The 19,202-nt window shown below is 67.1% G+C and carries 12 protein-coding genes; 5 read left to right on the forward strand and 7 right to left on the reverse strand.

Features of this window, described 5'->3' with window-relative positions:
- The first annotated feature begins 451 nt into the window (after positions 1–451).
- The 3 genes from D187_RS37795 to D187_RS37805 all read left to right on the forward strand — a co-directional run bounded on the left by D187_RS37795 (position 452) and on the right by D187_RS37805 (position 8,410).
- Positions 452–6,985, forward strand: coding sequence for an AAA family ATPase (locus D187_RS37795; RefSeq protein ID WP_002627462.1), 6,534 nt, complete (start codon positions 452–454; stop codon positions 6,983–6,985).
- A gap of 43 nt (positions 6,986–7,028) precedes the next feature.
- Positions 7,029–7,328, forward strand: coding sequence for a hypothetical protein (locus D187_RS37800; protein ID WP_002627461.1), 300 nt, complete (start codon positions 7,029–7,031; stop codon positions 7,326–7,328).
- A gap of 185 nt (positions 7,329–7,513) precedes the next feature.
- Positions 7,514–8,410, forward strand: coding sequence for an RluA family pseudouridine synthase (locus D187_RS37805; protein WP_002627459.1), 897 nt, complete (start codon positions 7,514–7,516; stop codon positions 8,408–8,410).
- A gap of 16 nt (positions 8,411–8,426) precedes the next feature.
- Here the strand turns inward: D187_RS37805 and D187_RS37810 are convergent, their stop codons facing one another.
- Positions 8,427–9,095, reverse strand: a complete 669-nt coding sequence (locus D187_RS37810) for a phosphotransferase family protein (RefSeq protein ID WP_043433638.1) — start codon at positions 9,093–9,095, stop codon at positions 8,427–8,429.
- Positions 9,035–9,439 (reverse strand): protein kinase family protein, encoded by a 405-nt coding sequence (locus D187_RS55895; RefSeq protein ID WP_155893881.1) that lies wholly within the window; start codon positions 9,437–9,439, stop codon positions 9,035–9,037. The genes D187_RS37810 and D187_RS55895 overlap by 61 nt, the downstream gene beginning before the upstream one ends.
- Positions 9,440–9,528: 89 nt before the next feature.
- Between D187_RS55895 and D187_RS37820 the strand changes: the two genes are divergently transcribed.
- The gene (locus D187_RS37820) at positions 9,529–11,565 is read left to right on the forward strand and encodes a hypothetical protein (RefSeq protein ID WP_002627457.1); all 2,037 of its coding nucleotides are present in this window, start codon (positions 9,529–9,531) and stop codon (positions 11,563–11,565) included.
- A gap of 87 nt (positions 11,566–11,652) precedes the next feature.
- Here D187_RS37820 and D187_RS37825 read toward each other — a convergent pair whose 3' ends face one another.
- A complete protein-coding gene (locus tag D187_RS37825; RefSeq protein WP_020918539.1) occupies positions 11,653–13,248 on the reverse strand; it encodes an AMP-binding protein in 1,596 nt (531 codons plus the stop codon).
- 120 nt (positions 13,249–13,368) lie between these two features.
- On the reverse strand, positions 13,369–14,673 hold the full coding sequence (locus D187_RS37830; protein ID WP_438356973.1) for a PQQ-dependent sugar dehydrogenase: 1,305 nt from the start codon (positions 14,671–14,673) through the stop codon (positions 13,369–13,371).
- Positions 14,674–14,834: 161 nt separating this feature from the next.
- On the opposite strand from D187_RS37830, the gene D187_RS37835 reads away from it, so the two are divergent.
- Positions 14,835–15,989: a glycosyltransferase family 2 protein gene (locus D187_RS37835; protein ID WP_002627454.1), complete on the forward strand. Its 1,155-nt coding sequence runs from the start codon at positions 14,835–14,837 to the stop codon at positions 15,987–15,989.
- Positions 15,990–15,991: 2 nt separating this feature from the next.
- On the opposite strand, the gene D187_RS37840 is transcribed toward D187_RS37835, so the two are convergent.
- From D187_RS37840 to D187_RS37850, 3 genes are all read right to left on the reverse strand, one after another.
- Positions 15,992–17,251, reverse strand: coding sequence for a cytochrome P450 (locus D187_RS37840; protein ID WP_002627453.1), 1,260 nt, complete (start codon positions 17,249–17,251; stop codon positions 15,992–15,994).
- Positions 17,252–17,397: 146 nt separating this feature from the next.
- Entirely contained in the window at positions 17,398–18,207 is an 810-nt protein-coding gene (locus D187_RS37845) for an SDR family NAD(P)-dependent oxidoreductase (protein ID WP_043433644.1), read from the reverse strand.
- Positions 18,208–18,418: 211 nt separating this feature from the next.
- On the reverse strand, positions 18,419–19,180 hold the full coding sequence (locus D187_RS37850) for an SDR family oxidoreductase (protein ID WP_002627451.1): 762 nt from the start codon (positions 19,178–19,180) through the stop codon (positions 18,419–18,421).
- Positions 19,181–19,202: the final 22 nt, after the last annotated feature.

Here is a 19,202-nt window from a genome sequence, read left to right on the forward strand (position 1 = left end):
GCCCCCCGGGGGCGCCTCAACCGGGCGGGCGCCGGAGGCGCGGCGGCTCCTGATGCACGGTCATCTTTCAGTCACGCTTCAGCGGACGTTCACCGGAACGGGAAAAGAGAACCCATGTCGCACTGAGCGCGCGAGCGTCCGGGGCTGGATGTGTTTATCTTTCACTCGTGTGAAAAGCGTTTGCTCTGGGAGTGTTGATGATCTCAGCGGCAACCGCGTCCTCGTCATCGACGACGCGTTCCTGCTCGCCGTGGCGCTGGACGCAGCTTCCCGCCCTGGCCGAGCGTCATGGCCGCGCGCTCGAAGGATACACCCCGCGCGAGCGCGCCCTTGCCGCGGCGGCCCGGCGGCCTACCGCTCGCGCGCTGGCCGCGGCGACGCGGGAAGGGCGATGGCTCGCCCACCCCCATCGCGAGGCATGGTGCTCCGGGAGAGTGGTTAACGTCTGGGTATGCCTCTCGGTACGCCTGTCCTCCAGGGATACACCGTCACCGAAACGATCCGGGAAGGAGCCTCGACCGTCGTCTTCCGCGCGTTGCGGGAACAGGATGGGCGGCCGGTCATCCTCAAGATGCCCAGCACCGAGCACCCAGCCCTCCGAGACCTCGAGCGGCTGAGAAGTGAGTATGAACTGGGGATGCGGGTAGGGGGCGCGGCGGCGGTGAAGCCGTATTCCCTGGAGCGCAGCCGGGACCGGCTGGTCCTGATCCTGGAAGACTTTGGCGGCCAGCCCCTCGCGCACTTCCTCGGCGCCCCCATGGAACCCGGGCGCTTCCTCGAACTCGCCACCCGAATCACCCGGGCCCTCGCCGAGCTCCATCGGCATGGTGTCGCTCACAGGGACATCAAGCCCGGCAACATCCTCGTCCACCCCGAAACGGGAGAGGTGAAGCTCACGGACCTCGGAAGAGCCTCACTTCTCCCCCGAGAATACCAGGGACTGCAGAACCCCCGGCTCATCGAAGGCTCACTGCCCTACCTGTCTCCCGAGCAGACGGGACGGATGGCCCGGGCCGTCGACTATCGCAGCGACCTGTACTCGCTCGGTGTCACCTTCTTCGAGATGCTCACCGGCACCTTGCCCTTCCACGCCGAAGATCTCCTGGGCTGGATCCATTGCCACATCGCCCGGCCTCCACCGAGCCCCTCCGACATCATCCCCGCGGTTGCCGAGGTGCTCTCCCAGATCGTCCTCAAGCTGATGTCCAAGATGGCCGAGGAGCGCTACCAGAGTGCGCTCGGCCTGAAGTTCGACCTGGAGAGGTGTCTCGAGCAGTGGAAGGCGCACGGTTGCCTCGTGCCCTTTCCACTCGGTGCCCATGATGTCTCGGAGCGCTTCCAGATTCCGCAGAAGCTCTACGGACGCGAGGAGGAGGTCGCCGCGCTGTTGGACGCCTTCGAGCGGGTCGTCTCCAGGGGAGCCCCCGAGCTGATGCTCGTCTCGGGATGCCCCGGCATCGGAAAGTCCTCGCTGGTCCGCGAGCTGTACGGGCCCCTCGTGAAGGTGAGGGGGAGCTTCCTCTCGGGCAAGTTCGACCAGTTCAAACGTGACGCCCCCTACGCCACGCTCTCCCAGGCCTTCCGCGAACTCGTGCAGCAACTCCTCACCGAGGATGAAGAGCGGATCGCGGACTGGAGACGGCGGCTCCAGTCGGCCGTGGGTCTCGATGGGCAGCTCCTCGTCGACGTCGTTCCCCAGATAGAGCTCATCATCGGCAGACAGCCACCCGTCCAGCAGCTGCCGCTGCTCGAGGCGCGGCACCGCTTCCATCGGATCTTCCAGAAGTTCCTGGGAGTGTTCACCCGGAGCGAGCACCCGTTGGCCCTTTTCCTGGATGATCTCCAGTGGGCCGATGCCGCCAGTCTCCAGCTGCTCAAACACCTCATCACCCACCCGGGGACCCGGCACCTCCTGGTGATTGGCGCCTACCGGGACAACGAGGTCAGTCCCTCCCACCCCTTGATGCTGACCTTGAGCGAAATCCGCGAGACGGGGGCGGTCGTGAACGAGCTCGTCCTCTCGCCGCTCTCCCTCGAGCACCTCAATCTGCTCGTCGCCGACACCCTGCATCAGGAGCCATCTCATACCTACCCGCTGACCCGGCTCATCCAGGAGAAGACACAGGGAAACCCCTTCTTCGTCACCCAATTCCTGACGATGCTCTATCAAGAGGGTCTGGTGGAGCTGGAGCGGGCGGCGGCGGCGTGGCGGTGGGACATCGATCGGATCCGCGCCAAGAGCTATACGGACAACGTCGTCGAGCTGATGCTGGCGAGGCTGAAGCGCCTCCCGGTGACAACCCAGAACGTGCTGATGCTCGCCGCCAGTAGTGGCGACCGCATCGAGGCGCGGCTGCTCGCGGTGATTCGCGGTCAAGCAGAGGAGGGGATCCACCGGGAGATGTGGGAAGCCGTCCGGGAAGGGCTGATGCTGCGCATGGGGGATTCCTATCGATTCCTTCACGACCGGGTCCAGCAGGCGGCTTATTCGCTCATCCCCGAGGACCAACGAAGCGCGGCGCACCTGCGAAATGGCCGCCTGCTGCTGGCCCATCTCCCATCGGCGGAAATCGAAGAGAGGATCTTCGATGTGGTGAACCAGCTCGACCGCGGTGTCTCCGGAGTCGTCTCGCCCGAGGAGAAGGAGCGGCTCGCGGGGCTCAACCTCCTGGCCGGAAGAAAGGCCAAGGCTTCCACCGCCTACCGCTCCGCCCTCAAGTATCTGTCCGCCGGCGTGACGCTGCTCTCCGGGCGCTGCTGGGAAGAGCAGTACGCGCTGGCGTATGCGTTGCACGAGGAGTTGGCGGAGTGCGAGTTCTTGAGTGGTGGCACCGAAGAGGCGGAGCGGCTGCTCACCGGGGTCATCGAACGGGCCAGGACGCGGGCCGACAAGGCCACGGTCTATCGCGTCTTGATCGAACTCCATGTCACGAAAGCGGAGAACGCGAGGGCCGTCGACATTGCCCTGGAATGCCTCGCGCTCTTCGGCCTCCGCCTGTCTCCCCACCCGGACTGGAGCGAGGTCGAGGCGGAATACGAGCAGGTCTGGGCGAACCTGGGCGGCCGTCGCATCGAGGACCTCCTCGGTCTGCCCCTCACGACGGACCCCGAGGTACAGACCACCATGAGGGTGCTGTCGAGCGTGTTCGCCCCGGCCTACTTCACGGACCACAACCTGTACTACCTCCACCTCTGCCACATGGTGAATATCAGCCTTCACCATGGCACCACCGACGCCACGCCCCACGGCTACGCCCATTTCGGCCTCATGCTTGGCTCCGCCTTCCACCGCTACCAGGACGGCTACCGTTTCGGGCGGCTGGCCCGCGACCTCGTCGACACCCACCACTTCCTCGCATACAAAGCCAAGGTCAATCTCGCCATGGCGATCATCTCCCACTGGAGCCGTCCGCTCCGAGAGGATCTCGGCTATCTCCAGATAGCGTTTCAGGCAGCCACCGAGACGGGTGACATCTCCATCGCCTGTTATTGCTGCGAGAATTTCATCGCGGCGGAACTCTCCCAGGGAGTCCCTCTGAGCGAGGTCTACCGCGAGACCGAGGAGCGGCTGGACTACGTGCGCAAGGCCAGGTTCCAGGATCTCGACGAGACCATCGTCAACATTCAGTGCTTCATCCAGAACATGCGAGGACTCGCCCAGGGCTTCTCGACCTTCACGGACGAGAGCTTCAACCAGGAGGAATTCGAGGTCCGGCGGACAGAGAACCGGCTGAGCATGAGGACCTGCCTGTACCACATCCTCAAGCTCCAGGCCTGCTTCATGTCAGGCGATGACGAGGAGGCACTCGTGGCGGCGTCCCGGGCGAAGAAGTTCCTGTGGGCAGTCCTCGGACTCATCCAGGTTCACGACTACCACTTCTACGCCGCGCTCACCCTGGCCGCCTCCCATGACAAGGCTCCTCCCGATGAACGTGCGCGCTGTCTGGAGACGCTCGCCACCCACCAGCGGCAGCTCCAGGAGTGGGCGGAGAACTGTCCGGAGAACTTCTCCAACACCCATGCGCTGGTGTCGGCGGAGATCGCCCGCCTCCTTGGCCGGGACCTGGAGGCCATGCGCCTGTACGAGGAAGCGATCCGCTCGGCACGGGACAATGGCTTCATCCAGAACGAGGGCCTCTCCTACGAGCTGGCCGCCCGGTTCTATCTCCAGCGGGGATATGAGGACTTCGCCCACACCTATCTGCGCAAGGCCCGAGCCTGCTACGAGAGCTGGGGAGCCGACGGGAAGGTCCGGCAGCTCGACGAGCGCTACCCGGACCTGCTGGGGCGGCCAGCGCTCCCCATCACCGCCACGGTCGTGGCGCGCCCGGAGCAACTGGACCTGCTCTCGGTGATGAAGGCCTCGCAGGCCATCTCCGGTGAAATCGTGCTGGAGCGGCTCCTGGAGACCCTGATGCGCGTCCTGCTCGAGCAGGCGGGTGCCCAGAGGGGCTTGCTGATGCTGCGCCGGGGAGAGGACCTGTCCATCAGCGCCGAGGCGCGGCTCGACACGGAGGAGGTCGTGGTCCGGCTCTTCCCTCCGGAGCCCTCGGCCCAGGCGCCGCCCCAAGCCGTCATCAACTATGTGAAGCGGACCCGGGAGCGAGTCATCCTGGGGGACTCGTCCACCCCGGGGCTGTTCGGCGCGGATGGCTCCGGCGCTTCGAGGTTGCCTCGCTCCGCGCTGTGCCTGCCCATCTTGAGGCAGGGAGAGCTGGTGGCGCTGCTGTACCTGGAGAACAACCTGGCGAGCAATGCCTTCTCCGCGGACCGGATGGCGACGCTCGATCTGCTGGCCGCCCAGGCCGCCATCTCCCTGGAGAATGCCAGGCTCTATTCCGATGTGCAGGAGGAGAGCAGGGAGCGCGAGCGGGCGGAGGCAGCCGCCTCGGAGCGGGCAGCGGCGTTGGCCCGCTCGGAGCAGGCGCTCCACGCCGAGAGACAACTCCTCCAGTCCATCCTCACGAACATGGGAGAAGGAGTGGTGGTCGCGGACGAGCACGGACAGTTCGTGCTCTTCAACCCGGCGGCGGAACAGGTCCTGGGAATCGGTGTGACCGACACGCCCCTCGGACAATGGTCGGAGCACTACGGCTTCTACCTGCACGACCAGGTCACTCTCCATCCCTCCGCGGAGCTGCCGCTCGCCCGGGCCATCCGGGGCGAGGCCGTGGACAGGGTGGAACTCTTCATGCGCCACCCCTCGAAGCCGGAGGGGACGTGGCTGCTCGTGAGCGCCCGCCCGCTCAAGGACGACCAGGGCACCCTGCGAGGAGGGGTCGCCGTCGTCAGTGACGTGACCGACATCAAGGAGGCGGAGGAGACGCTGCGCAGAAGCCAGCACCAGCTCCAGTCGATCATCGACAACACTCCCGCGCTCGTCTCCATCAAGGACACCCAGGGACGCTTCCTCCTGGTCAACCGGCGCTTCGAGAGTCTCCTCGGGGTCAAGGCGGAACAGCTCATCGGCAAGAGCGACGACGAGGTCTTCCCCAAGGAGCAGGCGGAGCAGTTCCGCGCCCATGACCTCGATGTGCTCGAAGCGGGCAGGCCGCTGGAATGGGAGGAGGTGGTGCTCCAGGGCGATGGCCCGCATACGTACCTCTCCGTCAAGTTTCCCCTCGCGGACGCGGCCGAGACCCCCCACGCGCTCTGCGGCATCTCCACGGACATCACCGAGCGAAAGCGGATGGAAGTGGCGGAGCGTTTCCTGGCCGAGGCCAGCAGGGAGTTGGTGGCCTCGCTCGACTACGAAACCACCTTCCAGCGCATCGCCGGGCTCGCGGTGCCCCAGCTGGCGGAGCTGTGCATCGTCTTCGCGCTCCACGAGAGTGGGCAGCGCCGGCCGATGGCGGTGGCCGATGTCCTCCCAGCTCGAGCCGAGCGCGTGCGCGAATTCCTCCATCACCATCCCCTGGATGCCAACGCTTCGACCGGCCCTCACCAGGTGATCTGCTCCGGCCAGCCGGAGGCCTTCCCGGGAAGGCCCGGGCTGCTGGGGCAGCCCATTCCGGAGGAGGCGCGGTGGAACGCACTGAAGGCACTGGAGGGGAAACCCTCCATCTGCGTGCCGCTCTGGGCGAGGGGGCGCTGCCTCGGCGTGCTGTCGCTGCTCTCCACGCGGTCGAGCCGGGTCCATGGCCCGGCCGACCTGGCCCTGGCGGAGGAGCTGGGACGCCGAGCGGCCTTCGCCATCGACAATGCCCTGCTCTATCGCAAAGCCCAGGAGTCCATTCGCGTGAGGGATGAATTCCTGTCGATCGCCTCGCACGAACTCAAGACCCCCCTCACCTCCATGAAGCTGCGCGCCCGCCAGGTGGAACTCGCCCTCGCCCATCAACCCCTGGAGCCACGGCTCGGCTGCAAGGTGTCGAGCATGCTCGCCACCTTCAGTGACCAGATGAAGCGCTTGGGGCAACTGGTCGATCAACTCCTCGACGTCTCCCGTATCAATACCGGGCGGCTCGAGCTGCACGTGGAAGAGACAGACCTCGCCGCCGTCGCGCGAGAGGTCGCGGAGCGACTCGCCGAGCAGGTCGAGAATGCCGGTTGCACGCTCGAGCTGGAGCTCGAGCTACCGGTGGTTGGAGAGTGGGACAGGCTTCGCCTCGAGCAGGTCGTGATGAACCTGCTGACCAATGCCATGAAGTACGGAGCGCATGGCCCCATCCGGATGAAGGTGTGGAGCGAGGAAGACAAGGCGCTGCTGCGGGTCGAAGATCGCGGGCTCGGGATTCCCAAGGAGGACCAGACGAGGATCTTCGAGGTTTTTGAACGCGCGGCCTCGCACAACTACGGTGGGTTCGGCCTCGGGCTCTTCATCGCGCGGCAGATCGTCCTGGCACATGCCGGGCGAATCTGGCTGGAAAGCGAGCCTGGGGTGGGGACGACCTTCTTCGTCGAGTTCCCTCGAAGGGCCAGCGGGAGTCGACAAAGGCCGTTGCCGAAGGCGGCTGGTGGGCCCGAGCCGTTCACGAGAGCGTGACCAGCCCGTCGGGGGGGCCTCCCGCTTGCTCAGTCGTTAAGAGGTGGAGCTGGACTACGAGGTGGAGCAGGACGAGGAGGGGGCGCCCGTCGGGGTGGTTCGGCTCCACCTGCCGGAGAAGCTCGCGCGCACGCTCGTGGAGGAGGAGCTTCCGTTGTTCGATCGGCCGGTGCGCTTCATCGTGGGCCGGGGCCGGCGTGGCGCCGTGCGCGCCGATTCGCTGCTCGACTTGCAGGAACTGCTCGACATGCCATGGATGCCCGACGAGCTCGAGGCGGCGCGCGACACGGGCGGCGGAGGACGAACGGGGCGGGGCAGGGGCGCCCGTCGCCCCAGGCGCTGACTCAGGGTGTCAGTCGCAGATTGCCCGTGAACGTGGAGGCGGGGGGACTTTGGCGGTGTCGGTGCCAGTTCCTCCTGGGAGTTCGTCTATGCTCTCCCACCACACCATGAGCGACATCACGCACGGTCCGCGCGAGAAGCGCGTCTCCCGGGAGTTCATCCCCCTCTTCGAGGGGGCGTAGCGGCATGACACTCAACACGGGCTATGCCTACCGCGAACAGTTGGGCGCCCGGGCACGAGGACAGAGCACACTCGCCTATCTGGTCGCCGCCTACCGGCACTCCCCGCTGGAGGTGTGGCGGGAGCGGCTCTCCCGGGGCGAGGTCCTGTTGGATGACATCCCCGCGACGGGTGAGGAGCGTCTGAAAGCCGGCCAGTGGCTCGTCTGGAACCGGCCCCCCTGGGAGGAGAAGGAGACGCCGCGCGACTACTCGCTCGTGCACGAGGACGAGGCGCTCCTGGCGGTCATCAAGCCGGGCGGCCTGCCCACGGTGCCGGGTGGAGGCTTCCTGGTGAACACCCTGCTCTTCCTCGTGCGGGAGCGCTTTCCAGAGGCGAGTCCCCTGCATCGGCTGGGACGTGGGACCTCGGGCCTGGTGCTCTTCGCGCGCACGCACGACGCGGCGGCGAAGCTGTCGCGCGCCTGGCGCGAGCACGAGGTGGAGAAGCGCTACCGGGCCCTGTCGGGTGGCGTGGCCACCCAGGAGCGCTACGACATCACCGCGCCCATCGGCGAGGCGGTGCATCCGGGCATGGGCATGGTCCCCATGGCGATGCCTGGCGGGAAGGCGTCCCGAAGCCTGGCGCGCGTGCTCCAGCGGCGCGCGGCGAGCACCCTCTTCGAGGTGGACATCCAGACGGGCCGCTCCCAGCAGATCCGCATCCATCTGGCCTTCATCGGGCATCCGCTCGAGGGAGATCCCGTCTACGCGGTGGGAGGCGTGCCGCGCGCCGAGCATCCGGGACTGCTCGGGGATGTCGGCTACCTGCTGCACGCGGAGCGGCTGTGCTTCGTGCATCCGCTCACGGGCGAGCGCCTGGAACTACACGCCTCCATTCCGAGCGAACTCGAGGTGCGGTAGCTCTTGTCGGGTTCGATCAGCCAGGCGGAAGAGCCATCTCCAGGAGCTGGAGCGCCCGGGCGAACTCCGGCTGCTCCATGGCCTCGAGCCCATCCCGGGCGAGGATGAGGCTGAGCTGGAAGCGGTACTCCACGCCCTGGGCCGCGAGGGTTCCCGTGCCCAGGGCGCGCCGCGTCTCGGACCAGGAAGGCAGCTCCTCGCGTCGGGGTAGGGTGGCGGGCGGCTGCTGCCCGTTCTGGAGCGCGAGCAGCAGGAAGACGACGGCGTAGAAGCACCGCGACACCTGCCGCATCAGCTCCAGCCTGGCCCGCTGCCAGGCGGTGGGCTCCGCGCCCCAATAGGCGCGCAGCAGGAGCTCTTCCCGCGCGGGAGGGAAGTCGAACCAGAGCATCGCCGTGGTCAGGTCGAGGAACGGCTCCCCCATGCACGCCGTCTCCCAGTCGATGAGCCACAGCCGGGCGCCATCGAAGAGCAGGTTGTTGGGGTTGAGGTCGTTGTGGCACGGCGCGAGCGTCAGGTGGGGCCGCAGCGCCGCCTGGACGGCCTCGAATCGGGTGAGGAAGGTCTCGATGAGCTCGGGGATGGGGAACCTCGCCCCGCGCAGGGCCCCCACGCCCCCGTGGATCATCTGGAGCCCATCCATGAAGACGGGGAACGCGGGGCCGGCATGGAGGCGGCGCAGCATCTCGCCGAACCGCTCGAGGCCGTCGTCCGTGTCGAGCACGGGGCGGACGGGTTGGGTGTCGATTCATCCGCGAAGAGCATGGGGGGCGCGAGGCCCTGGTCGGCGGCGGCCGTCATGCAGGCGAAGTGGCGCTTGGGGTCATTGAGCGGGGAGGGCGCGTGGATGACCCGCAGCACGTGGGGCTTGCCCGCGACGGTGAGCTTGATCACGGGCGCCCCGGAGTAGCCCCCGTGAAGCGGGGTCAGGACGACGGACTCCCCGCTCCCAAATGTCTCGCGGATGGCCGCCGCCACGGCGTCACGCCGCGAGGCGGGGACAAGGGCGTAGAGGGAATCGTTGGACACGTGTTCCTCCCGGAAAGCACCTCGACTTCGACGTGTTCGTCCGTGTGTATACTGTGAAACTTCACGTCTCGAAGAGGAACCAGCAAACGATGATTCGTCCGATCCTCGTCTCCATCTGCGCATCCCTTCTGCTCGCCGCTTGCCGCGACAACCCTGACGACAACCCTGGCGAGGCCCCAGTCCCTCGCGGCGCCGCCGTTCCCTGGGACGAGTACGAGGCCGAGGCGGGCGCTTCCTCCGGTGGCGCCACGCTCGAGCGGACCACCAGTGGCCAGTGGCGGGAAGGCACGCTCTCCGGCGAGGCCTCGGGCCGCGAGGCGGTGACACTGCATGGCCCCACCGACGCGGTCGCGTGGACGAGCCGCGTGAAGGCCAACTCCGTCCTGGTGCGCTACAGCGTGCCAGACGAGAAAGAGGCCCATTTGGATGTGTACGTGAATGACGCGAAGGTCGCCACGCTCACGGTGAACTCGGATTTCGCCTGGCTCTACACCGGCCCGAACAACACCGGGACGCACAACGCCTTGCCGCGCCAACAGGTGGACGAGCTCCCCCAGAACCCGAGCACCAGCGACGAGGGTTTTGGCCTGCGGCTGCCTTGGACCTCGGCGCACCATATCTACGACGAGGCGCACGTGCTGCTGGCGACCGACGGCAGGGAGACCATCAAGGAGGGCGATGTGGTGAAGATCGTCTCGCCGGATGCCTCCGCGCAACTCCCCGTCACCATCGACTTCATGGACCTCGAGCTCGTGCCGGCGCCCCTCTCCGCCCCGGCGGACTACGTCGTCGTGAGCGAATTCACCGAGGCCGCGGTGGTGCGGGCCCTTCAGGACGCCGTGGCCGGCGGCAAACCTGGCATCTTCCTCCCGCCTGGCGACTACGTGATGTCGCACGTGAATCCGGCGGTCCCCAAGGTCTACGTTCCCGCCGGCCTGACCGTCCAGGGCGCTGGCATGTGGTACACGCGCTTCGTGCCGCCTCCCCCGCAGCAGGTGGGCTACAACTACGAGTTCGGGTTCCGCCTGAGCGGCGACAACATCACCTTCCAGGACTTCGCCATCTTCGGAACCTGGCGCAACCGGACGGCTCGCTACAACAAGGCCGCGGCCGATCTCGGCAACTGGCCGTGGGACAGCTATGACGGGGTAGGGCGCGCCTTCGACCGCTACATGCACAACAACGCGGCCTTCAAGCGGCTGTGGATCGAGCGGATGATCGTGGGGGGCTGGGTCGAGGGTGGCAACAACATGCTGTGGGAGGACAGTCGGTTCCGCAATACCCTGGCGGATGGCATCAACCTCTGCAACGGAACCACGAACTCACGGATCGTGAACTGCACGGCGCGAAACAACGGCGACGATGCCTTCGCCATGTGGTCCGCCATTACCTGGGACAAGTCGCCCATTGGAGACACGCCCTGGGTGCACCAGCCCGAGGGCCCCGATCAGGGCAACGTCATCGAGCGCTGCACCGCGGGACTCATCTGGCGGGCGGCCGGTTTCGCGGTCTACGGCGGCCATGACAACGTGGTCAAGGACTCGGTTGTCTATGACACCCTGCGCTACCCGGGCATTACCGTGGACAACGAGTTCGCGCCCCAGCATGAGTTCTCCGGGCTCACCACCTTTCAGAACATGACGGTGGAGCGCTGCGGAGGAGACATGTGGTGGGACGACGACGGAGCGCAGGGAGACGAAACCGCGCGGCGCAAGTGGGGCGCGGTCTGGTTGTTCGCCGCCAACCCGTACTCTCCGGCCGAGCCGTACTCTCCCATCCGCTTTCAAGGCATCCGTTTGAAGGACATCGATATCATCGATCCCGTTCATTACGGAGTCCTGGTTCAGACCACGCAGGGGCAGCGGATCGAGGACACCGAGTTCGACGGCGTCCGTATCGTCATGGACAAATCAGGCGAGTTGGGAATGGTGGCCAATGACTCTCACAAGGCACCGCCTGGCCCGTTGAGCGGGAAGATCGCCACCACGGGTTCCATCACCCTCAAGAACTCGAGCATCACCGGCCAGCGGGCGAACTCCGGAAACCTGTTCTCGAAGGACGAGGTCTCGACCGGGACGTTCTCGTTCAAGGACGGCGGCGGGAACAGCTGGACGGGCGACCGGTAGACTCGAGCGGGGAGGGGGCCTCCAGCCACGAGAGCTGGCCGAATCGAGCGGGCCGGTCCTGACGGGTCAGGACCGGCCCCTCCTACGTCACGGCTGTTCCGCGTAGTGCCGTTCGTACCGTTGCCGGAGCACGAACTTCTGCGCCTTGCCGGTGGTCGTCTGCGGCATCGCCCCGAGCAGGACGATGGACTTCGGCACCTCGAACCCACCGAGGTGCTGGCGGCAGTGGGCGAGGATTTCCGCCTCGGTCGCGGAGGCGCCGGGCTTGAGCACGACGAAGCCGGTGACCGCCTCGGCCCAGCGCGGGTGCGGCAGGCCCACGATCGCGACCTGGAGGACAGCGGGGTGACGCAGGAGCACCTCCTCGACCTTGATGGACGGGACGTTCTCGCCGCCGGTCTTGATCATGTCCTTCTTGCGGTCCACGAAGAGGAGCTGGCCGTCGGCGTCGAACATGCCGAGGTCACCGGTGTGGTGCCAGCCGAACGCGCGTGAGCGCGCGGTCGCCTCCGGGTCCTTGTAGTAGCCCAGCATCACGTTCGGCCCGCGATGGACGATTTCTCCCACTTCGCCGCGCCCGAGCAGCTGGCCTTCGTCGTCCATGATGGCCGTCTCGTTCGTCACGACCGAGTCGCCCCAGTAGGAACCGAACCGCTTGAGCTGCTGCTCCGGCTTGAACAGGGTCGTCGCCGGGTACATCTCCGTCTGCCCCGACGCGAGCGCGAAGCCTCCCGGGCAGAATTTCTCGATGAGCTCCACGAGCAACGTGCGCGCCATCGGTGCCATGACGTAGAGGCACAGGCGCAGGCTGGACAGCTTCGTCGTCGGACGTGCCGGGTGCGCGAGCATCGCGGCGTACATGATCGGCAGGCCCATCAGGAACGTGATGCCGCGCTGCTCGATGGTCGCGAGCATCGCGCCCGGCTCGAAGGCGCGCCGCACGACGATGGTCGCGCCGGCGAGCAGGAAGGACATCGAGACGGCGTGCTGCGCGCAGTGGAACATCGGGAGCACGCAGAGGGCCGAGTCGCTCGGCCGCAGCCCCAGCTCGAACAGGTTTCCGCTGAGCGCCGCGTGCACCGACGCGTGCGAGTGCATGACCCCCTTCTGCTGACCGGTGGTTCCACTCGTGTACATGAGCTGGGCGAGCTGGCCGCTCTCGATGTCCACCTCCGGCGGGGTGTCGTGCTGGTCCTTGAGCGTGTCGAGGAAGGCGGTCGTGTCCCTGCCCGGCGAGGCCTGCCCCTCGGGGACACAGACGATGATCCGGGTGCCGAGCGCGTCGAGCATCGCCCGCAGCTCCGGTTTCGCGAGGAACTCGGTGTCGATGACGACGTGCGTCGCCCCGGCATGCTCGAGGATGTAGCGGACGGCATCCACGGCGAGGCCGGTGTTGATCGGCACCCAGACGAGGCCCGCCTTGTAGATGCCAATGAACGCGGTGACCATCTGCGCGGAGTTACCGCAGAGCATGGCGATGCGCGCGCCCTGGGGGAGGCCTTGCGCGAGCAGGTAGTGCGCGAACGCGCTCGAACGCCGGTCGAGCTCCGTATAGGAGAACTCGAGCGCCCCGTCGACGAGCGCCGTCTTCTCCGGCCAGCGCAGCGCCGACCGGTGGACGACATCTCCCAGCGAGACCCGGCTGATGCGCCTGTAGCGCGCTTCCTCAGTCGCTTCACTCATGCGGCTTCCTTTTCCTCGGGCGAGACGACCGGGACGACGTGGCGTGATCTTCATCGTTTCGAGTACCACCGGCACGTCGCCCCGCGTCAAGGTCGCGCCGACCTCGGCCTCTCGCGTGGGTTATCGGCTCACCCGCCACACGGTGTCGCCGGCATCGTCCGCCACCAGGAGTGCGCCATCCGGCAGGAAGGTCACGCCCACGGGCCGGCCGTGCACCTCGCGCTTGTCCACGTCCTGGATGAAGCCCGTGAGGAACGGCTCGGGCGCTCCGGTGGGCTGGCCATTGGAGAACGGAACGAAGACCACCTGGTAGCCGGAGAGCTTCGAGCGGTTCCACGAGCCGTGCTGGCCGATGAAGGCCCCGCCGCGGAAGCGCTCGGGGAACATCGTCCCCTCGTTGAAGGCGAGCCCCAGGCTGGCGGTGTGCGAGCCCAGCGGCACGTCCGGCACGAGCGCGCGCTTCACGCGCTCGGGGTCCTGCTCCTTCACGCGCGGGTCGAGGTGGGCACCGAAGTAGCTGAAGGGCCAGCCGTAGAAGCCCCCGTCCTCCACGTGGGTGAGGTAGTCGGGCACCAGCTCGTCACCCAGCTCGTCTCGCTCGTTCACCGCGGTCCACAGCACGCGCGTGCCCGGTGCGAAGCGCAGGCCCACGGGGTTGCGCAGGCCACTGGCGTAGATGCGCTCGCCCGAGCCATCCGGATTGAGCTCCAGCACGTTGGCGCGGCGGACCTCGTTGGAGAGGCCGTGCTCCCCCACGTTGCTGCCCGAGCCCACCGACACGTAGAGCTTCGTCCCCTCCGGGTTGCCCAGGAGGTTGCGCGTCCAGTGGTTGTTGTAGCCGCCCGCGGGCAGCTCGAGGATCTTCTTTCCCTCGCCGGTGATGGCGGTGTCCCCGGGCCGGTAGGGGTAGCGCCAGAGCGCATCCGTGTTGGCCACGTAGAAGGAGTCTCCCAGCACCCACATGCCGAAGGGCTGGTTCAGGCCAGACAGGAACACCGTGCGCGTCTCCGGTACGCCGTCGTGGTCCGCGTCGCGCAGCAGCGTGATGCGGTTGGCGCTGGGCCCGGTGCGCTGGGAGGCGGAATAGCCCACCAGCTTCGCGCCGAGCTTCATCAAGCCGCGCAGCTCGGTGTTGGCCTCGGCCACCAGCACGTCCCCATTGGGCGTGACGTAGAGGTTGCGCGGGCTGACGAGCCCGGTGGCGTAGCGGCTCACCGTGAAGCCCTCGGCCACTGGAGCCTTCCCCTCGGGCCAGCCCACGACCTTGCTGAACTGGCGCACCGAGTCCGTGGTGTACGGAGCTGGCAACTCCACCGTCCCCGTCGCCGTCGTCACCCGGGTCGCGGGTGCGGTCTCCGCGTGGGTGCATCCCAGGAATCCACTGCCCAGCAGCCCTGCCACTCCCCATGCACGCATTGCATTCATGGGCACGGAGCATTCCCTGGACGGGGCACCTGTGGCGCGTGACGTCCGTCGGGGCTTCGAGAAACGGACAGTCGACGCAGCGCACGTTCCTGCGTTACTACCTCGGCCCGGGCCCGGCCCGTTCTGGGGCAGGCTCAGGGAGAACCACTCCCGAGGAAACCATGTTCATCTTCCTCCTGCTCCTCACCGCGGTCAGTGCCCTCTATTCGCTCAACATGGCCGTTCAGCTGCTCCGGGTCATGCGTGCCATGCCCCAGATCGAGCGGTTGAATGCGCCGCCGCCCGCGCGGTGGCCTCGGGTGTCGCTGGTCATGCCCGCGCGCGACGAGGAGCGCACGTTGGAGTCCGCCATGCGCTCCAAGCTGGGGAACACCTACCCGGAGCTCGAGATGGTGCTGGTGGATGACCGCTCGACGGATGCGACGGGAGCCATCGCCGACCAGTTCGCCCGGACCGAGCCCCGACTCCAGGTGGTGCACGTCGAGCACCTGCCGGAGGGCTGGCTCGGGAAGGTCCACGCCCTGCAGCGGGGGCTGGAACGCGCGAGCGGCGAGTGGGTCCTCTTCAGCGACGCGGATGTCCACCTGGCCCCGGGCGCCCTGGAGAAGATCATCGCCCACGCGGAGCACGAGGGGCTCGACCATGTCACCGTGTTGCCCCAGATTACCTGCTCCGGCTTCCTGCTGCAGATGACGTTCAGCGCCCTGTTCCGGCTCGTGTGCGTGAGAACCCGGATGTGGGAGGTGTCCGATCCACGCTCGTCCGCCAGCATGGGAATTGGAGCCTTCAACCTCGTGCGCCGCTCGGCCCTGGAGCGCACCCCCGGGCTGGAGTGGCTGAAGATGGAGATCGCCGACGACGTCATGTTCGGAACGATGCTCAAGCGCTCTGGCGCGAAGCAGGCCGTGCTCAACGGCCGCAACAGCGTGAGCCTCGAGTTCTACCCCTCTCTCGGCGCCTTCTCCCAGGCCATGGAGAAGAGCGGTGCGTCCTCTCCCTTCTCCGCGCTCATCCTGGGCAACCTGCTGCTGGTGGTGCTCGAGTGCGGGTTTCTCGCGGGAGTGCTCTCGGGACGCCCGGCGCTCGTGCTCCTGGGAGGAGCGACCTGGGCGCTGGGAGCCGGGATGGCCTGGGCTTTCAGTGGCTGGGCGGGCTTTTCCCGAGGGCCCGCGCCCCTGCTCTTCCTGGGCGCCCTGCCGACCGCTTGGGTCTCGCTCCGCTCGGCCGTGCTGGCGCGCGTGCGCGGGGGCATCTTCTGGCGGGGGACGTTCTACCCGACGTCCGTGGTGCGCGCCGGGCAGCGCCTGGGGCGCTGACCTCACGCCGAGGGCGAGCCCAGGTCGACCTCGAGTTCTTCCATCTTGCGCATGAGGGAGTGCGGCCCGAACGAGGGCTGCTTCACGAGCCGCATCTCCGGGAAGCGGCGCACCAAGCTTCCCATGGCGATCTGCACCATGAGCCGGGCCAGGTTCGCCCCGAGGCAGAAGTGCGCCCCGTGTCCGAACGCGATGCTCACGTTCGCGTTGCGCTGGAGATCGAAGACATGGGCCTTGTCGAACGCGCGTTCGTCGCGCAGCACGCTGCCGAGCAGCACCAGCAGCATCTGCCCCTTCTTGATGTGCATTCCCCCCAGCTCCACGTCTTCCCTGGCGTAGCGGGCGGCCCCCATCTTCACGAAGTAGTCGAAGCGCAGGACCTCCTCGACCAGGTTCTTGATCAGCTCGGGCTTGCTTTTCACCTCGGCCAACACCCCGGGCTGCTGCAACAGGTTGTACACGCAGAAGGACACCAGGTGGACGGTGGTTTCGAAGCCTCCCACGATGAGTGAGGACACCAGCGCGAGCAGCTCCTGCTTGTTGAGCTTGTCTCCCTGCTCCTCCGTCTGGATGAGCGTCGTCAGGATGTCGTTCTCCAGCGGGTTGCGGCGCCGGTCGTCGATCGTCTCCGTCACCAGGACAATCCCCTCGTGGATCTGCCGGCGCAGGGGCGCCAGCTCCTCGGGCGCGAGCGCGCCGGCGAAGACGCTCTTGGCCACCGCGTTGGTGAACTCCAGGAACTGCTCCTCGTGCCCCTGGGGGATCTTCAGCATGGAGCCGATGACCCGCGCCGGGATGCGCTCCGAGAATTCCTTGACCATGTCCAGCCGGCCCTTGGCCGCCAGGGTGTCGAGGACCTCATCGGTGATGGCCTGGATCTCCGGACGCAGCCGCTCGGTGGCGCGCGGAGTGAACGCCGGGCTGACGAGCCTGCGCACACGGGCATGGCCCCCCTCGTTCAGGGCGAACAGCCCGTTCTTGTTCAACTCCTCCATCTCGGGAATGAGCGCGTCGGCGCCCAGCACCGAGGCGAACTCCCAATCGTCCCGGTTGGGTGAGAAACGCTTGTCATCGCGGAGCACGGTGACGCCATCCTCATACCGGCTGAGGACCCAGCAGCGCCCCTGCTCCCAGTAGAAGATCGGCGCCTCCGCTCGCAGCTTCTCGAGCGCGGGATGGGGATTCACGTCATACCCGGGCGCGTAGGGATTGAACGGCACCTCGGGCCGGTTCTCATTCGGGTTCGTCTGCTGGGCGGACATCGATGAACTCCTTCTCGACGGTAGAGGGGTGGGCCGGCCCCGATTCCGTGGACACCAGGGAAAAGGCGGATACGGTAGCACGATGCCTGAGCAGCAAGGGACGTGTTTTCCTCCGAGGCCTCGCGACGACGCCCAACTCCACCTGCTCAGAAGGGCATGCGCTGGGACAGCCTCGCGGTCACCTCCTGAGACAGCTCTGGCGACAGCCGTGCCATCCAATCGATGAGATGATAATCGAGTCCCACCAGGACCCGCGCGGACTTGCGCTGGATGCCCCGGACGATACGGCTCGCGACCCGCGAGGCCGGGATGGCGCGACCGGTGATGAAGCGCGCCTCGGCCTCGCGCTGCGCGTCGCTCACCGCTCTCCCCGCGCGCACGATGTTCGTATCCACCGCACCGGGATACACGACGGTCAGGCCCACCGAACCGCCGATCAGTTCGGCCCGGAGCGCCTCGCTGAAGCCGCGCACCGCGAACTTGGTGGCGCTGTAGCCCGTCTTGCCGGCGAAGCCCAGCAGCCCGAAGGAACTGCACAGGTTGACGATGTGCGCCTCGGGCTCGCGCCGCAGGTGCGGCAGGAAGGCCTTGCATCCATGGACCACGCCCCAGAAGTTCACGCCGAAGATCCAATCCATATCCTCGAGCGACACGTCCTCGAACCGGCCCGCCACCGACACCCCCGCGTTGTTGACGAGCAGGTGCACATGCCCGTGCGCGGCGAGCACTTCCTCGGGCAGTGCGAGCATGCGGGGCCGATCGGCGACATTGGCGACGTGAAGAGAGACTTTTCGACCGGGGAGGGCCAACCCGGCGCGGACGCGCTCCAGCGCCTCTCCATTGATGTCCACGAGCGCCAGGTGACAGCCTTCCTCGGCGAGACGGTGCGCCAGTGCCTTGCCAATACCGCTGGCCGCGCCGGTCACCACGGCGGTGCGATCCACGAGAGTATTCATGGAGTGGTTGTAATCCCGCTCAGGAGAGAGTCATCATTATTTGTTTTTGATGACCAGGTGCGCATAAGGGGAAGTGAAGATTCGAGGAAGACGTCGAGTTGGTTCTTCCCCCCAAAGCAAACCGCGTCCCCCTGACTGATGGGGACGCGGCTCGTGGTGGCGGGTTAGCGCCCGCGCATGCGAGGCATTGGGCATTGCCCGCTCCGTGGTCCTAGCGAGCGACGACTCCTCCGTCCACCGGGAGCGCGGCGCCCGTGATGAAGGAGGCCGGGCCCGAGCACAGCCAGACCAGGGCCTCGGCGATCTCCTCCGGGTCCGCCATACGGCCCACTGGCTCATCCGCGATCAGCGCCTGCTCTATCTGCGGATTCTTGCTGGTGGTGTCCGTGATCATGGGCGTGCGGACGAGCCCGGGACACACGGCGTTGATGCGGATGTTCGCCTTCGCGTACTCCAACGCGGCCGTCTTCGTGAGACCCACGACGCCGTGCTTGGCGGCCGTGTACGCCGGAGCCATCGGGAAGCCCACCAGCCCCGCCACCGAGGCGGTGTTGGCGATGCATCCGCCCCCCTGCTTCAGCATCTGCTGGATCTCCTGCTTCATGCACAGCCACACCCCCGTGAGGTTGGTGGCGATGACCCGATCCCAGGCCTCCTCGGGGTAGTCCCCCGTGGGGCCGATGACCCCGGAGATGCCCGCGTTGTTCACGGCGCAGTCCAGCCGCCCGAACGCCTCCACGGCACCGCGAATGAGCGCCTCCACCTCGGTGGACTTCGAGACGTCGCAGCGGATGAAGCGCGCCTCGCCTCCCTTCTTCTGGATGGCCGCCACGGTCTCCTCTGCTCCGGAGACGTTGACGTCGGAGACGATCACCCGCGCGCCCTCTCGCGCGAACAGCAGCGCCGTCGCACGACCGATGCCAGAGCCCGAACCCGTCACGAGCGCCGCCTTGCCTGCCAATCTCCCGTTCATGGAATTCCCCCTGCGCTCAAGC

The sequence above is a fragment of the Cystobacter fuscus DSM 2262 genome, assembly GCF_000335475.2.
GTDB classification, from domain to species: Bacteria; Myxococcota; Myxococcia; order Myxococcales; family Myxococcaceae; genus Cystobacter; species Cystobacter fuscus.